The 20,833-nt window shown below is 73.2% G+C and carries 14 protein-coding genes; 8 read left to right on the plus strand and 6 right to left on the minus strand.

Annotation, left to right across the window (positions count from 1 at the left end; translation table 11 throughout):
* Positions 1-542: 542 nt before the first annotated feature.
* Complete coding sequence (locus tag ACCP09_RS08815; protein ID WP_433744818.1) at positions 543-1,436, minus strand: LysR family transcriptional regulator; 894 nt, start codon at positions 1,434-1,436, stop codon at positions 543-545.
* 61 nt (positions 1,437-1,497) lie between these two features.
* On the opposite strand from ACCP09_RS08815, the gene ACCP09_RS08820 reads away from it, so the two are divergent.
* A complete protein-coding gene (locus ACCP09_RS08820; protein ID WP_017987202.1) occupies positions 1,498-2,286 on the plus strand; it encodes an ABC transporter ATP-binding protein in 789 nt (262 codons plus the stop codon).
* 4 nt (positions 2,287-2,290) lie between these two features.
* Here the strand turns inward: ACCP09_RS08820 and ACCP09_RS08825 are convergent, their stop codons facing one another.
* Positions 2,291-2,794, minus strand: coding sequence for a nitroreductase family protein (locus tag ACCP09_RS08825; RefSeq protein ID WP_433744822.1), 504 nt, complete (start codon positions 2,792-2,794; stop codon positions 2,291-2,293).
* Positions 2,795-3,121: 327 nt separating this feature from the next.
* On the minus strand, positions 3,122-4,339 hold the full coding sequence (locus ACCP09_RS08830; protein ID WP_433744825.1) for a Glu/Leu/Phe/Val dehydrogenase dimerization domain-containing protein: 1,218 nt from the start codon (positions 4,337-4,339) through the stop codon (positions 3,122-3,124).
* Between the two features lie 223 nt (positions 4,340-4,562).
* On the opposite strand from ACCP09_RS08830, the gene ACCP09_RS08835 reads away from it, so the two are divergent.
* Positions 4,563-5,483: a LysR family transcriptional regulator gene (locus ACCP09_RS08835; RefSeq protein ID WP_027932141.1), complete on the plus strand. Its 921-nt coding sequence runs from the start codon at positions 4,563-4,565 to the stop codon at positions 5,481-5,483.
* A 62-nt stretch (positions 5,484-5,545) separates the two neighbouring features.
* Here the strand turns inward: ACCP09_RS08835 and ACCP09_RS08840 are convergent, their stop codons facing one another.
* Both ACCP09_RS08840 and ACCP09_RS08845 read right to left on the minus strand, forming a co-directional pair.
* The gene (locus tag ACCP09_RS08840; protein ID WP_027932142.1) at positions 5,546-5,929 is read right to left on the minus strand and encodes an STAS domain-containing protein; all 384 of its coding nucleotides are present in this window, start codon (positions 5,927-5,929) and stop codon (positions 5,546-5,548) included.
* A gap of 64 nt (positions 5,930-5,993) precedes the next feature.
* Positions 5,994-10,514: a HAMP domain-containing protein gene (locus ACCP09_RS08845; protein ID WP_433744830.1), complete on the minus strand. Its 4,521-nt coding sequence runs from the start codon at positions 10,512-10,514 to the stop codon at positions 5,994-5,996.
* Positions 10,515-10,658: 144 nt separating this feature from the next.
* Here ACCP09_RS08845 and ACCP09_RS08850 point away from each other — a divergent pair, with 144 nt between their 5' ends.
* Positions 10,659-12,926 (plus strand): SpoIIE family protein phosphatase, encoded by a 2,268-nt coding sequence (locus ACCP09_RS08850; RefSeq protein ID WP_123683703.1) that lies wholly within the window; start codon positions 10,659-10,661, stop codon positions 12,924-12,926.
* Positions 12,927-12,945: 19 nt separating this feature from the next.
* A complete protein-coding gene (locus tag ACCP09_RS08855; protein ID WP_433744834.1) occupies positions 12,946-13,818 on the plus strand; it encodes a sigma-70 family RNA polymerase sigma factor in 873 nt (290 codons plus the stop codon).
* Here the strand turns inward: ACCP09_RS08855 and ACCP09_RS08860 are convergent.
* On the minus strand, positions 13,812-14,429 hold the full coding sequence (locus ACCP09_RS08860) for a hypothetical protein (RefSeq protein ID WP_027932146.1): 618 nt from the start codon (positions 14,427-14,429) through the stop codon (positions 13,812-13,814). The genes ACCP09_RS08855 and ACCP09_RS08860 overlap by 7 nt on opposite strands.
* 99 nt (positions 14,430-14,528) lie before the next feature.
* Between ACCP09_RS08860 and ACCP09_RS08865 the strand changes: the two genes are divergently transcribed.
* From ACCP09_RS08865 to ACCP09_RS08880, 4 genes are all read left to right on the plus strand, one after another.
* The gene (locus ACCP09_RS08865; protein ID WP_123683706.1) at positions 14,529-14,939 is read left to right on the plus strand and encodes a VOC family protein; all 411 of its coding nucleotides are present in this window, start codon (positions 14,529-14,531) and stop codon (positions 14,937-14,939) included.
* A 45-nt stretch (positions 14,940-14,984) separates the two neighbouring features.
* On the plus strand, positions 14,985-17,333 hold the full coding sequence (locus tag ACCP09_RS08870; protein WP_433744838.1) for an acetyl-CoA acetyltransferase: 2,349 nt from the start codon (positions 14,985-14,987) through the stop codon (positions 17,331-17,333).
* A 220-nt stretch (positions 17,334-17,553) separates the two neighbouring features.
* The gene (locus ACCP09_RS08875) at positions 17,554-18,477 is read left to right on the plus strand and encodes a thiopeptide-type bacteriocin biosynthesis protein (protein WP_433744841.1); all 924 of its coding nucleotides are present in this window, start codon (positions 17,554-17,556) and stop codon (positions 18,475-18,477) included.
* Positions 18,470-20,830 carry a hypothetical protein gene (locus ACCP09_RS08880; RefSeq protein WP_433744844.1) on the plus strand — a complete coding sequence of 787 codons (2,361 nt, stop codon included), beginning with the start codon at positions 18,470-18,472 and terminating at the stop codon, positions 20,828-20,830. The genes ACCP09_RS08875 and ACCP09_RS08880 overlap by 8 nt, the downstream gene beginning before the upstream one ends.
* Positions 20,831-20,833: the final 3 nt, after the last annotated feature.

The following is a 20,833-nucleotide window of genomic DNA, read 5'->3' on the forward strand; positions in this document are numbered from 1 at the left end:
GAATGCCCGGCGGGCGCGCGGCGCGCCCGGCCTGGGCGGCGTGCCGCCGCCACCCCGGCCGACTCCCTGCGGCCAGGCGTGCACCCTGCTGCTCGGCTTCGGCCCAGGCCAAAGGCAGGACCTGGCCAACGAACCAAACCAGCGCCCACCCACTCGGCCATGCCTGCCGAGGCGCTACCCCCTGGCCGCGTGCGGGAGTCCACCGCCTCCCGCACCGCCCATGGCCGACGCCCTACGGCAGGCGAGCACCCCGCTGCCCAGCTTCAGCCCAGGCCAAAGGTAGGACCTGGCCAACGAACCGAACCAGCGCCCACCCACTCAGCCATCCTCACCGGGCGTGGGGCACGCACTGGCCTGGGCGGCGTTCCGCGGCCACCTCCCGCGCCGCCCCGGCCGATGGTGCGGCAGGCGAGCACCCTGCTGCTCGAGCGGGTGCCTACGTGGGACCTGCGCGGCAAGCCGAAACAGCGGTCGCCGACTCCGCCGTCCCCGCCGGGGGCGCAACCGGCCTGCCGTCCGGAGCTCCGGCCCGGCGAGCCGCGTCAGCGTCCGCCCACCCGCGCCGCCATGCCTGCCGCGCGCACCGGCTTGGCCGCGGTGCGGTGTTCCGCCGCCACCTCGCGCGCCGCCCTGGCCAGGGCCGAGATCGCGGGTGACCGGGTGCCCTGCGGCCAGGCGAGCAGCAGCCGGGCGGGGGCGGCGTCCACCACCGGCACCGTCACCAGGTTGTGGTCCAGCGCGTCCAGCACCGACTGCGGCAGCAGCGCGACGGCCCGCCCGCGCGAGGTCACGCGCAGCAGCTTCGCCAGGTCCGTCACCTCGACACCACCGTCGTCCGGGTAACCCGCCCATCGCCCGACCGGCTCGCCGCGCAGGTCGCTCAGCTGCAGGATCGACCGGCGCGCCAGGCGGTGTTCCGGCGGCAGCAGCGCCGACCTCGGCTCGGCGCGCAGCTCATCCGTCTCCAACCCACCCGCGTCGTCGAAAGGGGTGTGCAGCAGGGCGACGTCCGCGCGCCCGTCGCGCAGCAGGGACACCCTGTCCTCGTGCGCGGTGACGAGTTCGACCGGCACCGCGGCGGGGTCGCTCTCGTAGCGGCGCAGGATCGGCGGCAGCAGCCCCGCGTCGCCGCCGGGTTTGGCGGCCAGGGCGAGGTAGGGCACGCCACGCCCGGCCCGTTGCGTGCGCCGGGCCGCCGCCGCGACGGCCGCCAGCGCCTTCCGCGCCTCGTCGAGCAGGACCTCGCCGGCCGGGGTGAGTTCGACCCGCCTGCTCGTGCGGTCGAACAACGTGACCTCCAGCCGCCGCTCCAGCGACCGCACGGCCTTCGACAGAGCAGGCTGGGCCAGTCCCAGCCCTTCCGCCGCGCGACCGAAGTGCAGGGTCTCCGCCACGGCGACGAAGTAGGCGAGTTCTCGCGTCTCCACCCGATCCATTCCGGGAGGTTATCGGATGTCCGTTTTCATCAGACGTCTGAGGACTTGGTACCGTGCGGACATGACGCCCGTGCTGCAGGTGAGCGATGTCGATCTCGTCCGCGACGGCCGGTACCTGCTCCGGTCGATCTCGCTGACCGTGCGCGAGGGCGAGCACTGGGCGCTGCTCGGCGCGAACGGCGCGGGCAAGAGCACACTGCTCGGGCTGCTGGGGGCGCTCACCCACCCGACACGCGGGACGGTCGACGTGCTCGGACACCGGCTGGGCCGGGTCGACATGCGCAAGCTGCGGTCGTTCCTCGGGCACATCAACCCGCGGCACCCGCTGACCTCGCCGCTGTCGGTGTTCGAGGTGGTCCTGACCGGGCTCACGAACACGACCGAACTGGTGCCGCGCTGGCAGCCGGCCGCGGCGGAGCGGGAACGCGCCGAGCGCCTGATCCGGATGCTGGGCCTCGCCGGACAACGCGACGCCCGCTGGCCGACCCTGTCCCAGGGCGAACGCGGCCGGGCGCTGATCGCCCGCGCCCTGATGCCGTCGCCGCGCCTGCTGCTGCTCGACGAACCGGCGACGGGCCTGGACGTCGCAGCGCGCGAGCAACTGCTGTCCAGTGTGGACGCTCTGCGGCGGGACCACCCGGAGCTGGCGACCGTGCTGGTCACCCACCACCTGGAGGAGTTGCCCGCGAGCACCACGCACGCGCTCCTGCTGCGCGAAGGCCAGTGCCTGGCGTCCGGGACGGCGGACGACGTGGTGACCACCGACCACATCAGCAAATGCTTCGACCACCCCGTGCGCATCACCCGCACCGAAGGCCGCTGGACCGCCCGCGCCGAGCCGTTGGTCTGACGGGCTACAACTCCGAGAACACGTCCGCCAGCGCCTTGCGCCCGACCGGCACGGCGGACCGGCCTCGCAGGCGCTCCCCCGGCCAGCCCAGCGCGAGCGCGTGGTGCGCGCGCCACGGGTGCCCGTGGCCGGTGAGCGCGGCCGCCTCCACGGCGTTGGCCTTGGGGTACAACGAGACCGGACAGCTGCCCAGTCCGGCGAAGTGCGCCGCCACGACGAGTGTCTGGCACAGCCGCCCCAGGTCGAACTCGGTGTCCGCACCGGCTTCCGAATCGGACAGCAACACGAGCGCGACCGGGGCCGCCGACAGCGGCAGCGCGTACTGCCCGAGGCGGGCCAGCGCGTGCCGCACCGCGGCGTCGGTCACCGAGACGAGCCGCCACGGCTGGCGGTTCCGCGCGGAACCGGTCCAGCGCGCCGTCTCGACCAGGTCCACGACGAGGTCCCTGGGCACCGGCCGGTCGGCGAACACTCGGGTGGCGCGGATGGCGCGCAGCGGGTGGTCCATGGCCGAGAGCATGCCGGACGAGTGAAAAGGGACCTTAGGCCCTGGATCCGGCCTGAGCCATCGGGCACTGTATGGGGCAGACCCCGAGGTGCCCGGGCACTACGAGGTCCAGGCCCTACGGTCCCGCCGACGGCGGCTCCGAAGGCCGCAATCGCCGATTGGATACCGGACCTGGTTCACCTCCCCGTCGGCGAACCAGGCCGGAACTAACGTGTCGACACGCAGTGAAGGGCCCTTCGCACCGTCGCGAAGGGCCCTTCAGCGTGTTCCGGGAATCGCGGCCCGACGTCGCCAGTTCAGCGCGGTTCGCCCCGCCCTTCAGCGCGTTCAGGGGATCGTGACCCCAGCATCGCCAGCGGCGAGGCGCGCGGCGCGGTTCGCCGCGGCCAGTTCTTCCGCCGTCGTCCGCGGCGGGACCCCGTCGGCGAACCAGGCGGCCAGCAGCAGCGCCACCTTCGACCGCATTTCCGTCTGCAGCCGGTGGAACGAGTCGACCGGGTCGGCGCCCACCTGCCCCAGCAGCAGCCACCACGCCCACGCCGCGGCGCCCGCGTTCGCCACGAAGTCCGGGACCACCGGGACACCGCGGGCGGCGAGCATCGCCTCGGCCTCGGGCGTCGTCGCCGCGTTGGCCGCTTCCACCACGACCTTCGCCGCGACGTCCGCGACGTTGTCCGGCGTCAGCGCGTAGGAAATCGCCGCCGGCACCAGGATGTCCGCCGACACCCCGACCACCGCGTCGCGCGCCAGCTGCCGGACCGAGCCGGGCAGCCGCGAGCGGTCCACCTCGCCGTAGGCGTCCCGCAGCTCCAGCAGCGCGGGCACGTCCAGCCCCGCCGGGTCGTACAGCGTCCCGGCCGCGTCGGCGACGGCGACCACCCGCATGCCCGCCTCGTGCAGGTACCAGGCCGCGCCACCGCCCATCGTGCCGATGCCCTGGATCGCCACGGTCGTGGCGGCCGGCTCCCAGCCCCACGCGCTCGCCGCGCCGAGACAGGCCTGCGCGACGCCGTAACCGCCGACCACGTCACCGAGCAGCAGCCCGCCCGGCACCGGCGCGTTCAACCCCGCGTGCACGCGCCGCAGCGTCCGCGCCGGATCGGGCGAACGGCGGATGGCGGCGTGGTACGACTGCTCCAGCCCGAGCCGCTCGAAGACGTCGTCGATGAGGTGCTGCGGCACCCCGAGGTCCTCGGCGGTCACCCAGTGCGCGTCCAGCCACGGGCGCATCGCCTGGCAGAACCGCTCCAGCACCCCGACGGCCCCCGGGTCCTTCGGGTCGAAGTCGATCCCGCCCTTCGCCCCGCCCACCGGCAGGTCGAACGTCGCGGTCTTGGCCGCCATGCCGCGCGCCAGGTCCTCGACCTCGGACATCGTGCAGCCGGCGCGCATCCGGGTGCCGCCCGTGGCCAGGCCGGAAACCAGGGTGTGCACCACGAGGTAGCCGTGGGTGCCGGTGACCGGGTCGGTCCAGGTCAGCCGCAGCATCGGCTCTTGCGTGCGCGGGCTGGTCCGCTCGCCGGCGAGCCCCCGCGGATCCTGCATCGTGGTCAACTGTCCCCTCCAAGCCTGTCGCCGATTCCGGGCGCAGCACAGCCGGCCTCCGCCACGCGCGGTGGCTTCGGTCGCCGGTCTGGGTGGAATCGGGAGATCCATTCCCGCTGACACCAGGGTGCGGCAGGCTTCCCGGAGACGTCCAGTTAGGGATCATGCACGGTTCCGTTCACGTTCCCTGCACAGCAGGTGATCCTTACCTACCCTGGGCGGCATGGAGCTGTCGCTGCACCGGTTGCGGATGCTTCGGGAGCTGCACCGCCGCGGGACGGTCACCGCGGCCGCGGCCGCCCTGCACTACACCGCATCGGCCGTCTCGCAGCAGCTCGCGCAACTGGAACGGGACGTCGGGGCCAAGCTGTTCGAGCGGCTCGGCAGGCGGGTCCAGCTGACCGAGCTGGGCGTGGTGCTGACCGAGCACGCCGAGGAGATCCTCAAGTCCGTCGAACGGGCGACCATGGCTCTGGAGGAGGCTCAGGAGGGCGTCACCGCGCGGTTGACCGCGGGGGTGTGGGCGTCGGTGGCGTCCGGGTTGCTGCCGTTCGCGTTGTCCGCGCTGGCTCGGGAACACCCGGGCATCGAGGTGCGCACGAAGGAGCTGGCGCCGGAGGAAACCGCGGGCGCGGTGCGGGACGGCGCGCTCGACTTCTCGTTCGTCATCGACTACTCCGACTACCCGATGCCGTGGGACCCGGCGCTGACGCGGGTGGTGATCGCGGTCGAACGGCTGCACGCGGCGGTTCCGGGCGGCACGGTGCCTGCCAGCACGGTGAGCCTGACCGAGCTGGCCGAGCACCCGTGGATACTGGCCGGGCCACGCTCGCACTTCGGCCGGGCGGTGCGGCTGGCGTGCCAGCGGCACGGGTTCGAGCCGAAGATCAACCACGAGGTCGGCGAGCAGGCGACCGCGCTGGCGATGGTGGCCGCCGGGCTCGGGGTCACGCTGGTGTCGGACCTGGGCCTGTCGCTGCGGCCGCCCGGGGTGGACATCCTGGCGCTGACCGAACCGCCGATGCGCACGGTGTCGATCGCGCACCGCACGGCGTCCGCGCGGCCGTCCCTGCAGCTGGTGATCGACGCGGTCCGCGCGGCGGCCGCGGAGCAGGGGCTGGGCGCGGCGGCGCCGCTGCCGTGAAAGGGCTTTCCCCGGCCTCGACCGCAGTGCCGCGGGCCGGGACGGCGCAGGCTGCTCGCCGGTCAGCCGGCCAGCGCGTCCTCGCACGTCGGGTAGAGGGGGAACTCCTCGTCGAGGCCGACGACCTCCATCGCGCGCACCACGACCGGGTCCGCGGCGGCGAGGCGGATCGGCAGGTCGTCCCCCGCGGCCTGCCGCACGGCGACGAGCGAGGCCATGCCGGCCGAACCCAGGAACGTGACCCCCGTCAGGTCGAGCACCAGCAGCGACGGCTGCTCGCGCAGCGCCTGGCTCGCCGCGTCGTCCAGCCGCGGCGTCGTCAGGAGGTCGAGTTCGCCGCTGACCTGGACCACGACGGCCTTGCCGTGCCGTTCGACGGCGACCGCGACGCCGTCGACGGGGTCGCCGGCCGGATCGCGCGGGTTCAGTGGATCGGGTGCCTGCACGCACTCATCCTCCACTCCCGCGCGCCCCGGCGGAACACCTCCTTCGCCGGATCCGCCGCCCGGGTCAGGCCCGCACCTCCGGCAGCCACCGCCGCAGGCATTGGAGCAGCTCCTCCGCGTCGACCGGTTTCGTCAGGTAGTCGCTGGCCCCGGACGCGAGCGCCTTCTCCCGGTCGCCCTGCATCGCCTTCGCGGTGACGGCGATGATCGGCATGTCGGCGAACCGCGGGATCTCCCGGATCGCCGCCGTGGCCGCGTAGCCGTCCATCTCCGGCATCATCACGTCCATCAGGACCAGCTCGATGCCGTCCTCGGCGAGCAGCACGTCGATGCCCTTGCGCCCGTTCACCGCGTGCCGCACGTCCAGCCCGTAGCTCTCCAGCGCGCCGCGCAGCGCGAACACGTTGCGCGGGTCGTCCTCCACGATCAGCACCTTGTGCCCGCGCAACGGCTCGTCCACCGGCCGGTCGTCGACCGGCCGGGTCAGCGACGACAGCGGCGAGCGCGGCTGGGTCAGCGGGATGACGTCGTCCGGCTGGTCGGCGGACAGGTGCAGCGCGATCCGCTCGCGCAGCTCGTCCAGCGAGGGCAGCAGCTCCAGCGGCTGCATCGCCGCGCGGGTCTGGACCAGGCTCTCCTGGTCCGGCGTCAGCTTGCGGGACGGGTGCGCGAGCACCGGGACCGAACGCAGGTCGGGGTGGTCGGCCAGCGCGTCCAGCACGGCGAACGCGCCGCCCTCGGGCAGGCTGACGTCCAGCACGACGCAGTGGTGCGGGCGGCTGAGCAGGACGTTCGTCGCCTGCTCCGCCGTGCTCACCGTGGCGACCGTGACCGTGCCGTGGGTGTCGGCGAGGTCGGCGGCGGCGCTGCTCGCCAGCAGCGACAGCAGCCCGGTGCCGGCCGACTCGACGACGAGCACCTGCCGCTTGCCGGGCGTCTCACGTGAGACCTCCGCCGCCGGCTCGGGCACCTCGACCTCGGCGGCCACCGGCGCGGGCAGGCCGTCGCCGGGGGGCTTGCCCAGCGGCAGGAACAACGTGAACGTGCTGCCCTCGCCGAGCTCGCTCTCCGCGCGGATCTCGCCGCCGAGCCGGTAGACCACCTCGTTGCTGATGGACAACCCGAGCCCGGTGCCGCCGTAGCGGCGGCTGGTGGTGCCGTCGGCCTGCTGGAACGCGGCGAAGATGGCGCTCAGGTTCTCCTTCGCGATGCCGATGCCGGTGTCGGTGACCGCGAACGCCACCACCGGGCCGCTGGTGCCTGCGGGCAGCTCCTCGTCGCGGGCCATCCGCACGCGCAGTTCGACCCGGCCGTGGTCGGTGAACTTGACCGCGTTGGACAGCAGGTTCCGCAGCACCTGCCGCAACCGCTGCTGGTCGGTCACCAGCTCGCGCGGCACGTCCTGGTCGGCGGTGACCGCGAAGGTCAGCCCCTTCTCCGCGGTCAGCGGCTGGAACGTGGCCTCGACGTAGTCCAGCAGCTGGTTCAGTGCGAACGGCTCCGGGTGGATGTCCATCCGCCCGGCCTCCACCTTGGACAGGTCGAGGATGTCGTTGATCATCTGCAACAGGTCCGAACCGGCCGAGTGGATCACCTCGGCGTACTCCACCTGCTTGGCGGTGAGGTTGCGGCTGGGGTTCTGAGCGAGCAGCTTCGCCAGGATCAACAGGCTGTTGAGCGGCGTGCGCAGCTCGTGCGACATGTTCGCGAGGAACTCGGACTTGTACTTCGAGGCGAGCGCGAGCTGTTCGGCGCGCTCCTCGATCTCCCGCCTGGCCTGCTCGATCTCGGTGTTCTTGACCTCGATGTCGCGGTTCTGGCGGGCCAGCAGCGTCGCCTTCTCGGCCAGCTCGGCGTTCGAGCGCTGCAGTTCCTCCTGCTGGACCCGGAGCTCGGCGGCGAGCCGCTGCGACTCTTCGAGCAGGGAGTCCGTGCGCGAACTCGCCACGATCGTGTTGACGTTGACGCCGATCGTCTCGCCCAGCTGGTCCAGCAGGTCGCGCTGCGCCTGGGTGAACCGCTCGAACGACGCCAGCTCGATCACGCCGAGGGTGCGGTCCTCGAACGTCACCGGCAGCACGACGAGGTTCACCGGCGGCGCCTCGCCGAGGCTGGAGGAGATCCGCACGTACCCGGGCGGGGTCTTGTCGACGATGATCGGCCGCCGGGTGCGGGCCGCCTGGCCGATGAGCGTCTGACCGACCTCCACCTCCCGCACCAGCTCCTCGGTGGAGTGCGCGCCGTAGGTGGCGATCAGCCGCAGCCGCCCGCTGCCGTTCTGCCCGCTGCTCAGGAAGAACGTGCCCTGCTGCGCGTTCACCAGCGGCACCAGCTCGTCCAGCACCAGCTCGGCGACGGTGGCCAGGTCGCGGTGGCCCTGCATCAGCCCGGCGATGCGCGCCAGGTTGGTCTTGAGCCAGTCCTGCTCCTGGTTCGCGTGCGTGGTCTCGCGCAGCGACCGCACCATCGAGTTGATGTTGTCCTTGAGCTCGGCGACCTCGCCCTGCGCCTCGACCGAGATCGAGCGGGTCAGGTCGCCGGTGGCGACGGCGCTGGCCACCTCGGCGATCGCGCGCACCTGGCGGGTCAGGTTGCCCGCCAGCTCGTTGACGTTCTCGGTGAGCCGCTTCCAGGTGCCGGACACGCCCTCGACCTCGGCCTGGCCGCCCAGCCGTCCCTCGCTGCCCACCTCGCGGGCCACGCGGGTCACCTCGGCGGCGAACGAGCCGAGGGTGTCGACCATGGTGTTGATCGTCGTCTTCAGCTCGAGGATCTCGCCGCGGGCGTCGACGTCGATCTTCTTGGTCAGGTCGCCGTCCGCGACGGCGGTCGTCACCTGGGCGATGTTGCGCACCTGGTTGGTCAGGTTGTTCGCCATCGAGTTGACGTTGTCGGTGAGGTCCTTCCAGGTGCCCGCGACGTTGGGCACGCGGGCCTGGCCGCCGAGGATCCCTTCGGTGCCGACCTCGCGGGCCACCCTGGTCACCTCGTCGGCGAACGCGCCGAGCGTGTCGACCATCGTGTTGATCGTGTCGGCCAGCGCGGCGACCTCGCCCTTGGCCTCGACGGTGATCTTCTTCGACAGGTCGCCCTGCGCCACCGAGCTGGCCACCTGCGCGATCGAGCGCACCTGGCTCGTCAGGTTGGACGCCATCCCGTTGACGTTGTCGGTCAGGTCCTTCCAGGTGCCCGACACGCCGCGGACGTTGGCCTGCCCGCCCAGGTTGCCGTGCGTGCCCACTTCGCGGGCCACCTTCGTGACCTCGTCGGCGAACGCGGACAGCTGGTCGACCATCGTGTTGATGGTCTCCTTGAGCTCGAGGATCTCGCCGCGCGCGTCGACGCGGATCTTCTGCGTCAGGTCGCCCTTGGCGACGGAGGTGGTCACGTCGGCGATCGACCGCACCTGGTCGGTCAGGTTGGCGGCCATCACGTTCACCGATTCGGTGAGCGCCTTCCAGGTGCCCGACACGCCCTTCACGTCCGCCTGACCGCCGAGGCGGCCCTCGGTGCCGACCTCGCGGGCCACTCTGGTGACCTCGTCGGCGAACGCCGACAGCTGGTCGACCATCGTGTTGATGGTGTTCTTCAGCTCCAGGATCTCGCCGCGCGCGTCGACGGTGATCTTCTGCGACAGATCACCGTCGGCGACCGCCGTGGCCACGGAGGCGATCGACCGCACCTGGTCGGTGAGGTTGCCCGCCATGAAGTTCACCGAATCGGTGAGTGCCCGCCACGTGCCGCCGACGCCGGGCACCTGCGCCTGACCGCCCAGCCTGCCGTCCGTGCCGACCTCGCGGGCCACTCTGGTGACCTCGTCGGCGAACGACGAAAGCTGGTCCACCATCGTGTTGATGGTGTTCTTCAGCTCCAGGATTTCCCCGCGCGCGTCGACCATGATCTTCTGTGACAGATCGCCGCGCGCCACGGCGGTGGTCACCTGCGCGATGTTGCGCACCTGATCGGTGAGATTTCCCGCCATGAAATTCACCGAAGTGGTGAGGTTCTTCCAGGTTCCGGAAACGCCGGGCACTTCCGCCTGGCCGCCCAGAATTCCTTCGGTGCCGACTTCGCGGGCCACTCTCGTGACTTCGTCGGCGAACGACGAAAGCTGGTCCACCATCGTGTTGATGGTTTCCTTCAGCTCCCGCATTTCGCCCTGGACGTCCACCGTGATCTTCTGCGACAGGTCGCCCTTCGCCACCGCGGTCGCGACCTGCGCGATGTCGCGCACCTGAGCGGTCAGGTTGCCTGCCATCGCGTTCACCGAATCGGTGAGGTCCGCCCAGGTCCCGGACACGCCGGGCACCCGCGCCTGGCCCCCGAGCTTGCCCTCCGTGCCCACCTCGGTCGCCACCCGCGTCACCTCGGACGTGAACACCGACAGCTGGTCGACCATGCCGTTGAAGACGGCCGCGATCTCGTCCATCAGCTCGTCGCCGACCTGCGGCAGCCGCGTGCCGAAATCGCCGTCGCGCACCGCGGTCAGCCCGGCCAGCAGCTGCTGCAACCGGGGATCGGCCAGCTCCCGTTCACCGCCTCGGCCCGGGTCCCGCTTGGCCTGGGCGGTCCGGCTCTCAGCCATCAGCGCACTCCGATTCCGTGAGGCTCTGGGAACCGCTCTTGCGAACAATCCCCGCAGAAGAGGAATCTACTGGTAGCGCGACACGTATCCCAGCGCCACTTCACTAGACTTGTTTCGTCCGCCCACCGCGACCGAGGGGCTCGAGTGACGGCCCAGTACCCGCCGCAGACCAGCGACCTCGATCCGCGAGTCGCCGGGCTCGCCGCCGTCGTGGAATGCCAGCAGCAGGAAATCGAACGGCTGCGCGCCGAACGGGACGGCGGGCTGCTCGTCCCGGTCGCCGAAGGCATCCTCGTCGAACGGCTCGGCTACTCCCCCGCCGAGGCCGCCACGCACCTCGCCGAACTCGCCACGCGCACCGGGATCACCGTCGCGGAGCTGGCCGCGGACCTGGTCGCGGGCGCGGTCCGGCCGCCGCGGACGCTCGCCGAGCCCGGCAACGCTCCCGACTTCGCCCGGCTGCCCGACGCCTCCGCGGAGAATTCCGCTCTGCTGGAGGAAGTCCGGCGCACCGCGGGCGCGGCCGCGGTCGCCGTGTGGCAGGTGCGGCCGGACGGCGCCCTGGGCCTCGCCGGCCACAGCGGACTCGACCTGCTGGAGGCCAGCCGCTGGCGGCACCTCCCGGTGCTGATGGACTGCCTGCCGCAACGCGCGGCGCGGGAACGGCGTCCGCACTGGATCCCCGAGGTGGAATTCGCCCCCGCCGTGCCACTGCTGGCGGACGAGCGGCGCGGGGCGCGGGCGGTGGTCCCGGTGACCACCGCGCGCAGCATCGCCGGTGTCGTGGAGTTCGTCTGGGCCGCGCCGCTGCCGCTGTTCCCGCCGGAGCAGAAGCGACGGCTCACCGCGCTCGCCGCGTTGTGCGGCCGGGAAATCGTGCTCAGCACGCAACCGGCGGGAGCGCTGCCGTCGACGGTGGGCCTGCTGGACTCCGGCCTGTTCGCCCGGCCGCGCTCGGACGAGTCCGGCCAGGTGACCGACTTCGAGATCGCGCAGGTCGGCGAGGACTTCGAGGACCCCCACGGGCGGCAGCCCGCGGAACTGATCGGCCGCGGGCTGACCAGGGCGTACCCGCTGCTGTGCGCGTACGGGCTCGCCGACCGCGCGGTGGAGGTGCTCACCACCGGCGCGACCGCGCGGCTCGGGCCGGTCCCGCTGGTCGCGCGGACCGGCGGCGCGGCCACCCCGGCGACGGTGGACGTGCGGATCACCCGGTTCCTGGACGGGGTGCGCATCGGGCTGACCGTCGGCCACGACGACCACAGGCTGGCGCAACTGCTGCACAACCTGCAGCACATCGCCCGGCTGGGCAGCTGGGAGCACAGCGTGCTCACCGGCGAGATGACGTGGACCGAGCAGACCTTCGAGCTGTTCGGGCTGCCGACGTCGGCGGGCCCGGTCGCGTGGGACGAGCTGTGCACCTACGTCCACCCCGAGGACCTGCCGATCGCCGAGGCGTTCCAGACCACGCTGCTGGCGCGTCAGGAGGCCGCGACGGTGTTCCGGCTGATCCGGCCGGACGGCACGCACCGGCAGATCCGCGCGCACGGCGAGCCGGTGCTGTCGGAGAGCGGGCAGCTGGTCGCGGTGCGCGGGATCTACCAGGACCTGTCCGCGCAGTACCAGAGCCAGGTCGCGCTGACCGCGACGCGCGACCGGCTCGCCGACACCGAACACGAGGCCCAGCAGCAGAACCGGATCGCCCGGGAGCTGCAGCAGGCGATCCTGCCGTCCGCGGCGCGGCCGGTGGAGATGGACGGGCTCGACGTCGCGGTCCGGTACCGGCCCGCGGCGCAGGAGCACAAGGTCGGCGGCGACTGGTACGACGCGACGGTGCTGCCCAGCGGGCGGATCCTGCTCGTGATCGGCGACGTCGCCGGGCACGGGATCGGCGCGGCCACCGGCATGATCGCGTTGCGCAACGCGCTGCGCGGGCTGGCGGTGACCGGGGCGAGCCCGGGAAAACTGCTGGAATGGCTGAACACGACGACGTTCACGGTGAACCGCGGCGTCACCGGCACCGCGTTGTGCGGGCTGTACGACCCGGAGAGCCGGACGCTGACCTGGGCCCGCGCCGGCCACCTGCCGCCGATGCTGGTGCGCGGCGGGGTGACCGAGCAGCTGCCCCTGCCGCGCGGCATCCTGCTCGGCGCGCGGCCGACCGCGCGGTTCGAGGAGTCCGTGCTGGAGCTGCGGCCGGCGGACACGCTGGTCCTGTTCACCGACGGGCTGATCGAACGGCGCGGCGTGCTGCTCGACGACAGCCTGGACCGGCTGGCCGCCGCGGCCTGCCACGCGGGCACGGACGTGGAGCGGATCAGCGACCAGCTGCTGGCCGAGGCGACGTCCGACACCGAGGACGACTCGTGCCTGATCGTGATCCGGGTGTCCGAGCCGGTCACACCGGCGTGACGGGATCCGTCAGAGCGGTATGACCGAGAACGAGTGGCTGGCCGAGCGGTTCGAGTCGCACCGGGCGCACCTGCGGGCGGTGGCGTACCGGATGCTGGGTTCGCTGACCGAGGCCGACGACGCGGTGCAGGAGGCGTGGCTGAAGCTCAGCCGCAGCGACGCAGGCGAGGTGCGCAACCTCGGCGGCTGGCTGACGACCGTGGTCGGCCGGGTGTGCCTGGACATGCTGCGGTCGCGGTCGGCGCGCCGCGAGGAGTACCCGGAACGCCTGCCGGACCCGGTCATCGTCCCCGAGGACGGCTCGCACCCCGAGCAGCAGGCGCTGATCGCCGACTCGGTCGGGCTGGCGCTGCTCGTCGTGCTCGACACGCTCGACCCGGCGGAGCGGCTGGCGTTCGTGCTGCACGACATGTTCGCGCTGCCGTTCGACGAGATCGCCCCGATCGTGGACCGGACCCCGGCGGCGGCTCGCCAGCTGGCGAGCCGCGCGCGGCGGCGGATCCAGGGCAGCCCGACGGTGCCGGATGGGGACGTGGCCCGGCAGCGGGAGGTGGTGGACGCGTTCTTCGCCGCCGCGCGGGACGGGAACTTCGCCGCGCTGGTCAGCGTGCTGGACCCGGACGTGGTGCTGCGGGTCGAGGCCGCCGCCCTGCCGGCGAGCGCGTCCCGGCTGGTGCGCGGGGCCGAGGCGGTGGCCGGGCAGGCGCTCACCTTCCGGCAGTCCGGCCAGGGCGGGCAGCCGGTCCCGGTGCTGGTCAACGGCGTCGCGGGCCGCCTCATCCTGCGCGACGGCCGCCCGCAGACGCTCTTCGCGTTCACCGTGGTGAACGACCTCATCGCGGCGATCGACATCATCTCCGACCCGGAGCGCCTCGCCGAGCTGGCCTACTGAGCCAGCAGGTCTGCCACCTCGTCCACGGACCAGAAGCCCGCCGCCCCGCGCAGGCCGCACAGGTATTCCGCCACGCGGGGCCGCGGCCAGCCGTGCGACTCCCGCAACCCGTCGCCGAGCATCCGCAGGTACACCGCGGACGGCGGGTTCCACGGCACCTCGTCGGCGGCCCACGGAGCGGTGAACGTCAGCACCGGGAACCCCTCCAGGTCGCCCACGTGCAGCAACGTCTCGTACCGTCCCGGCCCCAGCACGTCGCGGCCAGCCGACAGCACGGTCGTCAGGTCCAGGTCGCCGTCCGGTGCGCGGTACATCTCCTGCGCCGCCAGGTCCGAAAACTGCCCGACGGTCAGCAGGTACGCCCGGCAGGCCGCCGTCCCCGGCAACGACGGGTCGTAGAACGCGCGGCCACCGCCCCACGTCGCGGACTCGGTCGCGAAGTACACCCCGCCGGGCATCGAGTGCGGGACGATCCGCTCCGGCGGACGCGGGTCACGGCACCCGGGGCACGACCGCCGCCCGCCCGGCGGCGTGCCGCCCTCCAGGTAGTACCGCAGCCGCGCGGCGTGCAGGTTGGACCCGTAACCCACGTACCAAACCGACCCGGTCACGGGCCGATTCTGGCGGAGTTTTTCCTACCCCGCAGGGTGTTGTCGCAGGCAGGGCGGTCTGCGAGGATTGGCCCCCTTCGCGATGGAGGGAGACCCGAAATGGCTTCGCGGCTCAACCCGTACATCAGTTTCGCCGGCGACGCGCGGCAGGCGATGGAGTTCTACCGGCAGGTCTTCGGCGGCGAGCTGAACCTCAACACCTTCGGCGACTTCGGCGGCATGGAGGGCGCCGACGCGGACAAGGTCATGCACGCCCAGCTCGAAACCGAGCGCGGGTTCACGCTGATGGCCTCGGACACCCCGCCCGGCATGGAGCACCAGCCCGGCAACAACATGTCGATCAGCCTCAGCGGCGACGACGCCGGCGAGCTGCGCGGCTACTGGGACAAGCTGTCCGACGGCGGCACGGTCACCGTCCCGCTGGAGAAGCAGATGTGGGGCGACGAGTTCGGCGCGTGCCTGGACCGGTTCGGTGTCTCGTGGATGGTCAACATCGCGCAAAGTTCGTGATCCGGGACCGGTGATCGGGAGCGCGCCGCCGGGTTACCGTTCGGTATGACCTCTCTCGATCACCGGACGCCGGTCCTCGTCGGCGTCGGCCAGGCGTCCGAGCGCATCGACGACCCCGGCTACCGCGGGCTGTCCGCGGTCGAGCTCGCGGCCGCGGCGGCCCGGGACGCCCTCGCCGACACGGGCGCCGACCCCGGCGACATCGCGTCCGCCGTCGACACCGTCGCCGGCATCCGCCAGTTCGAGATCTCCACGCCGATCTCGCACTCGCCGCTGGGCCGGTCGGACAACTTCCCGCGCTCGGTCGCGAACCGCATCGGCGCGGCGCCCGCCCGCGCGATCCTGGAGGTCACCGGCGGCCAGTCGCCCCAGCACCTGGTCACCGAACTGGCCGGGACGATCGCCGCGGGCGGGGCCGAGGTCGCGTTGATCGCGGGCGCGGAGGCCATCTCCACGGTCCGGCACCTGCAGCAGGCGGACGACAAGCCGGACTTCACCGAGCACGTCGACGGCGACCTGGAGGACCGCGGGTTCGGGCTGAAGGGCCTGGCCAACCGCCAGATGCTGGCGCACGGCCTGCTCGAACCCACCAGCCAGTACGCGTTGTTCGAAAACGCCCGCCGCGCCCGGCTCGGCCTGTCCCGCGAGGACTACGCGCTGGCGATGGGCGAGCTGTTCGCGCCGTTCACCGCGGTCGCCGCGGCCAACCCGCACGCCGCCGCGCCGGTGCGGCGCGACGCCCGCGAGCTGGCGACGCCGACCGAGCGCAACCGCCCGATCGCCGACCCGTACACGCGGTTCCTGATCGCCCGCGAGCAGGTCAACCAGGGCGCCGCGGTGCTGCTGATGTCAGTGGGCGCCGCGCGGCGGCTCGGCGTGCCCGAGGAGAAGTGGGTGTTCCTGCACGGTCACGCCGACCTGGAGGAACAGCCGCTGCTGGAGCGCGAGGACCTGAGCGGCTCGCCCGCCGCGGTGCTGGCGGTGCGGCACGCGCTGGACCTCGCCGGCATCGGGGTCGGCGACCTGGCCACCATCGACCTGTACAGCTGCTTCCCGGTCGCCGTGTTCGCCGTCTGCGACGGGCTCGGCCTGGCCCCGGACGACCCGCGCGGCCTCACCGTCACGGGCGGCCTGCCGTTCTTCGGCGGCCCCGGCAACAACTACTCGACCCACGCGATCGCCGAGACCGTCGTGCGGCTGCGCGCGCAGCCGGGGGCGTTCGGCCTGGTCGGCGCCAACGGCGGCATGCTGTCCAAGTACTCCGCCGGCGTGTACTCCACGACCCCGGCGCCGTGGCGCCCCGGCCGCAGCGCCGAACTGCAGGCCGAGCTGGACGCCCGCCCCGCGGTGCCGACCGCGGTGCACCCGGACGGCTGGGCCACGCTGGAGACCTACACCGTCCAGCATGCCGCGGGCAGCGCCGTGGTCATCGGACGGCTCGACGACGGCCGCCGCTTCCTCGCCTCCACCAAGGACGAGGAGACGCTCGGCCGCCTGCTGGACGGCGAGCCGATCGGCAGCAAGATCCACGTGCGCTCGTTCGGGTTCGGCAACCGGGTCACGATGACGGCCGAGCGGATGGACGAACTGTTCCCGCCGCGCTCGCCGGGCTTCCGCGACGACTACGAGCACATCCTGGTGCGCCGCGACGGGCACCTGCTCGAAGTCACCATCAACCGCCCGGACTCGCGCAACAGCCTGCACCCGCCCGCCAACGCCGAGCTGGACGAGGTGTTCGACGCCTACTTCGCCGACCCGGACCTGTGGGTCGCGATCATCACCGGCGCCGGCGACAAGGCGTTCTCCGCCGGCAACGACCTCGTCTACTCCGCGAGCGGCAAACCGATGTGGGTGCCCAAGAACGGGTTCGCCGGGGTCACCAGCCGCGAATCCATGCCGAAGCCGGTGATCGCCGCGGTCAACGGGTTCGCGCTGGGCGGCGGCTGCGAAATCGCCCTCGCCTGCCACCTCGTGGTCGCCGACGAGACCGCGCAGTTCGGCCTGCCCGAGGTCCGGGTCGGCCTGGTCGCCGCCGCGGGCGGGCTGGTCCGGCTGCCGCGCGCGATCCCGGCGAAGGTCGCAGGCGACGTGATCCTCACCGGGAGGCGCTTGTCCGCCGCGGAGGCCGAGTCCTACGGCCTGGTCAGCCGGGTCGCGCCGGCCGGGCAGGCGCTGGCGGTCGCGCGCGAGGTGGCCGCCGCGATCCTGGAGGGCTCACCGACGTCGGTGCGCACCTCGCTGCGGATCATGGCGGAGGCGGACGGGTTCGCGGACACCGTGGAAGCCGTCCGGCACCCCTCGCCCGCGCTCGACGAACTCCTCGTCAGCCAGGACGCGTTCGAAGGACCGGCGGCGTTCGCGCAGAAAAGGAAGCCGGTGTGGCGAAACCGCTGACCCGAGCGGTTCCGTGCTGACCGGTGTGAGTAACCGCGTCCGGTTGCCGTGACCCTGTGTCCCGGCGCCGGACGCGGTTTGCCAGGTCACCACGTTCAGGGGTCGTTCGACCCGGCGAAAAGCCGTTCCCGCACTTTCCGCCGTCCACCTCCCGGCACAGACTGAATATGGATTTCCGCATTTCCGGAAACCGTTTCGAGAATTCCTTTCGGGAGGCGAGATGACGGTGCCTGCGACCGTGCGCCTGCGGGAGAAGTCCGTGCCCATGCGGGATTTCCTCGCCGACTGCGTCAGCGCGCTGTCCGAGGGGCGGACCAGCCGCGAGCTCACCACGTTCCTCACCGCGGGCGCGGCCGCGCTCGCCGCCGAGGAGGACCGGTGGGTGCAGTGGGGCCTGGAAACGCCGGATCTGCCGGAACTGCACGGCGCGATCGCCGCGCTGGCCCGGGTCTGGTTGTGGCAGCAGACGATCGACGACTTCTTCGTGATGCACAAGCCGCCGGGGCTGCGCCTGCGCCTGGCTCCCGCGCCCGGACAGGCCGAGCACGTGGAAGCGTTGCTGCGCAAGCGGATCCGGCTGTGGCAGGACATCGGCCTGGTGACGAGGGCGGTGCCGTCGGTGTACGAGCCGGAGGCGCACCTGTTCGGCGGTCCCGCGTCGATGGCGTGGGCGCACCGGCTGTTCACCGTGGATTCGCTGACCTGGCTCGACCACCACACCCGCCCGTCCGGCTGCCCGCCGTGGGCGCTGTCGATGCTGATGCTGCGCGGCGTGTTCGACGGGCTGCGGATCGCCGGCTGGGAGGACCGGGACGTGTGGGCGCGGGTCCGCGAGACCGGGCGGCGGCACCCCGAGCCGGTCGACACCGCCGTCGCCGCGGCCGGCCTGCGCCGGTGGTGGAACCACCCGGACGAGCTGGCCGCCACCGTGCCGGGGCCGGCCCGGCGGCTGGCCGAGCGGCACGCCGAGGAGGTCCGGCCGCTGCTCGACGGGTGGTGGGCCCACTACTTCACCGCGGACGGCGCACGCGTCGGCCCACGCGAGGCGGCCTGCTACTACGTGGTGTTCCACTGGAACCGCGGGAAGCTGAGCTTCGGCAGGCAGGTCCTGATCGCCGAGTCACTGGCGGCAGGCGATGACTGATCCCGCCCTGGTCGGTGATCCCGTGCTGGTGAGGGTCGCGGGCCTGCCCGCGGCGCTGCCCGCCGCGCTCGGCACGCCCGACCTGACCGAACGGATGCGTCACCTGATCCGCGCCGAGACCGCCTACCGCGCGTGCGCCGCGGACGTGGCCGAGCGCATCGGCGTGGAGCTGGTCCCGGCCCTGCCGCGCGAGGCGCGGCGGCAGGCGCTCGACGTCCGGCGCCGCCTGCACCGCGGCGAGTTCGTCCAGCCCGGGGACCTGGACTTCCGGCCGCTGGCGCGGATCGCCGAGTGGGGCGACGCGCTGGCCGCCGAGACCGCCGCGCTGCACGACGCGGTCGAACAGACCGCGCGGATGCACCACGGCCTGGTGTGGGATTTGATCAGCGGCGACCCCGAGGCGGCGCGCATGGTCGCCGCCACCGCGCCCGGGGTCGTCGAGGACATCCGCGCCCGGCTCGCCGCCGGTGAGCCGTGGACCGGCAAAGCACTGCGCAAACGCGCCGACCACCTGCTGCGGCTGCTGTTCCGGGCCGCGTTCAAGACCACCCCGCGCGGCTGGCTCGCGCACGTCGCCCTCGCCGGGACCGGGCCGGGGCCGCTGACGGTCGGCGACCACGCCGTGCACCGGCTCAGCAACATCCAGGAGGACCGCCGCAGGTTGACCGCGGCCCCGATCCTGCCGGACGCGTGGCTGAGCCTGACGGCACTGCGGTGGACGGAGGGCGACCGGCTGTGCTGGCACGTCGCCGACCACGACGGGCCGGACGCGGTGCGCCGCGGCGACATCCGGCGCACGCCGGTGGTGGACGCGCTGTGCCGGGTGCTCGGCGCGCGGGCGATGCGCACCCGGGACGTCGTCACGCTGCTCGCGCCGGACGCGCGGCGCAAGCCGGTGCTGCGCGAGTTCCTGCGGCACCTGGCGCAGCTGGGGCTCGTGCAGGTGTCGTCGGCGCCGACCGGGCGGCTGCACCGCTGGCGGGTCGCCGCCGGGCCCGGCTCCGGGTTCACCGACGTCTACCGGCGCGCACACGGCGGCGTCGCGGTGCCGTCGCGGCTGCCCGAGCTGGTCGCCCACGCGGGACGGCTCGCCGCGGTGATCGCCGACCGCCGGTCGCACCCGGCGCTCGACCTCGTCGGCCCCGAGCCGCGGCCGCTGTCCGAGATCGTCGCGCAGGCCCTGGACTCCGGCGAACCGTCCCGGCCCGCCCTGCCCGGCTCGGCGTGGCCGGAACCGCGGCCGCGGACCACTTACCAGCGGTTGTGCGAGTGGATGGCCCGGCACGCCGGCGAAAGCGAGATCGAGCTGGGCCCGGCCGTGCTGGACTACCTCGGCGCACCGCCCGCGCGGCCGTCGCCGTGGCCGGTCGACTGCCTGCTCCGCCCGCTGCCGGGAGGCCGGGCCGTGCTGGAGGCCGTCACCCCGGCGGGCGTGACGGACGCGCGGTTCGCCGCCGCGCTGCAGAGCCTGCACGGCGAGGTCCCGCAGGTCAGCGCGCACCGCGCGTTCCTGACCGAGACCGCGGCCCGGTGCGGCGCGGAGCTCGTCGAGGTCCTCGTGCCGCCGCAGGGCAGCCAGGGCGCCAACACCGTCCGCCGCCCGCGCTACACGCGAACCTGGACCGGCGACGCCGACCCGGCGACCTATGTGGACGATCCGGCCGGGATGCGCCGTTACCTGCCGCTGGACGAGATCACGCTGCGCCGCGACGCGCGCGGGGTGATCGCCGAGGACCGCGCGGGCCAGGTGCTGTGGCCGGTCTACCACGCGACCCGGCGGCCACCACCGCCGTGGGACCTGGTGGTTTCGCTGCTCACCGCCGCGTCCCCGGCCCGGCGGCTCGCGGTGTCGCACGGATTCGGCGATCCGCGCGCCGCGTTCCCCGGCCGCGCCCGCACGCCGCGCCTGCTGGCCGACCCGGACCTGGTGATCGCCCCGGCGACCGTGTTCGCGGGCCGGGACCTGCTGCCGGAGCCGGGCGGCGACCGGTTCGCGCGGATGCGGGCGCTGGCGAACGTGCGGCTGGCGACCGGCGCGCCGCGGTGGGTGTTCGCCCGCGACGGCCGCCGGTCCCAGCCGGTCGACCTGGACAGCGTCGCCACGCTGCGGGTGTTCGACCGGATGCTGGCCGACCCCGCGGTCGGCGGCCTGGTGCTGGAGGAGATGCTGCCCGCTCCCGACGACCTGACAGTGTCCGATGTGGACGGGTCGCGGCGAGCGGCGCAGGTCGTGGTGCGGCTGCCGCTTGGCGCCTCGCCGGGCCGGCTGGCCGACGACGTGACCGCCGCCTGGCAGCGGATCACCACCCGGCGCGCGCGGCGCGCCCCCGAGACCACCGCAGTCGGTGGGTAGAGG

Origin of the sequence: Amycolatopsis sp. 3B14, assembly GCF_050958625.1 — a bacterium.
Taxonomy (GTDB): Bacteria; Actinomycetota; Actinomycetes; order Mycobacteriales; family Pseudonocardiaceae; genus Amycolatopsis_E; species Amycolatopsis_E thermoflava.